Below are 1,644 nucleotides of genomic sequence, written 5' to 3'. Positions count from 1 at the left end.
TATTGATAATTTTTTTTAAAACGTTATAATGAACATAGAACATATGTTCGCTCTTTACGAACAAAAAAATTAGTGTAAAATAACTTTGACTTTTTATTTAAGTTATGCGTATACTATTATTAACAAATAACATATGTTCGAATTTTGAGGTTGGTACTTACTTTGTACCAGAAAAAAGGGGGCACCTGAATGTTGAGTGATGATCAACATTCAGGCATGTCACCACAAAATGCTACCAACATTTAGTGGTCAAGCCCCCCTCAATAGTTGAACGTGTAATCATGCTACACGTTCACAATTCATTCTATCATAAATATGCATAGTTTCCTATAAGTTATGTGTATATTATGTGTACCGTATTTTGCATTTTATACGGGCAGGTACTAAGCGTTAGTACCCTATAGAGAGTTGTAGCGACTATTTGAGGGGCTTGTCACACTAAGGTGTGGTGAGCCCCCTTTTTTATGGTATAAACACTAGTACTAACGCTACAACTTAACGATTCCTTTCCCCGCTTGAACTTAAGTTGAAACTCAATAATTTGAATATCTAGGAGGAATTAAAATGCACAAGAAAATTAATCGAAACACTCATCGTATTTTTTATCACTATTCAGATATTGTGAGCGTAGATCAGATTGAAAAGAAAGGTCATTTTATTCATACCTTTAGTGGTGAAAGCTATATTAATTTAGGTAATGGATATGCGATTCGAAAGTTAAAAGTCTTTTCAACGCATTTAGAATACGATACGCCTCTAAGTGATGTTGTTGTCCCCATTGCTAAAATTTACGACAATATTCGTTTTGTTAATAATTTTGAGGGAAGACGTTTATATGGTCGAAAACATAAGTTAGAACCGTTAGTAACCATTTCTGTTTTAAGAAAAGATAAGCAAAGTCAACTCGCAAAATAAAATTAAATTTTAGTAAAAAATCATACGTTCTTACATGCAAATGATAATTTGCATACATGTACATTGAAATTTGAATATAGTTATGTGTGGTATCCCTGCGACCGTTCTTGGATATTAGTAGATTAAGTTCTATCATGCGAAAGCCAAAGTTAGCTAGGAACAACGGATGGTCATTAAACATTTATTTTTCGTATTTTAAAATACAGTTGTCAGTCAACTAAAAACTGTCTTTTGCTGGTACACTAGATTGCCATTATCCCTATATTAATAGGACGAAGCGATCAAGCGTAGTGCGATGATATGAGCCTACTGGTGTATTTAGGGTTAATGCGTTCAAAGCCTAAAACGTAGATCTGACCTATCATTTATTTTTATTATGTTTTGTTTAATCTTTATTATTAATTTGTATGAGAATATATTGTTTTCTTTTTTAAAAACACACAACCAGTATGTCTATTTTGAAGTAATTCTTTTGTAATTTCACTTTTAATCATTTGTATGTAAGAGCGTATGATTAAATGGAGTGTTAAAAAATGATCATTAATATCGACAAGTATTTCATTAAAGAATTAAATAATAATGGAATTGATATTACTCAAAAAGAATTGATTGAAATATACCGTACAAGCCGTAAACGTTGGGATTTTATCGAACGTTTAAAGAAAGAGAATATATCAGAAGAAGAAGCAATCAAAAAATATGATCTCTATGCTTTAAGACAGGACTAAT

Annotated in this window: 2 protein-coding genes; both read left to right on the top strand. The window is 31.2% G+C overall.

Annotated elements, in window-relative coordinates; genetic code table 11:
* The first annotated feature begins 564 nt into the window (after positions 1-564).
* Positions 565-915 carry a hypothetical protein gene (locus tag TJ68_RS03520; protein WP_040928773.1) on the top strand — a complete coding sequence of 117 codons (351 nt, stop codon included), beginning with the start codon at positions 565-567 and terminating at the stop codon, positions 913-915.
* A gap of 533 nt (positions 916-1,448) precedes the next feature.
* The gene (locus TJ68_RS03515; RefSeq protein ID WP_040928772.1) at positions 1,449-1,643 is read left to right on the top strand and encodes a hypothetical protein; all 195 of its coding nucleotides are present in this window, start codon (positions 1,449-1,451) and stop codon (positions 1,641-1,643) included.
* Position 1,644 lies beyond the last annotated feature (1 nt).

Origin of the sequence: Nosocomiicoccus massiliensis (assembly GCF_000438455.1) — a bacterium.
In the GTDB taxonomy this organism is placed as follows: domain Bacteria; phylum Bacillota; class Bacilli; order Staphylococcales; family Salinicoccaceae; genus Nosocomiicoccus; species Nosocomiicoccus massiliensis.
Note: the sequence above shows the minus strand (reverse complement) of the source record. Positions and strands in the feature narration are given on the sequence as shown.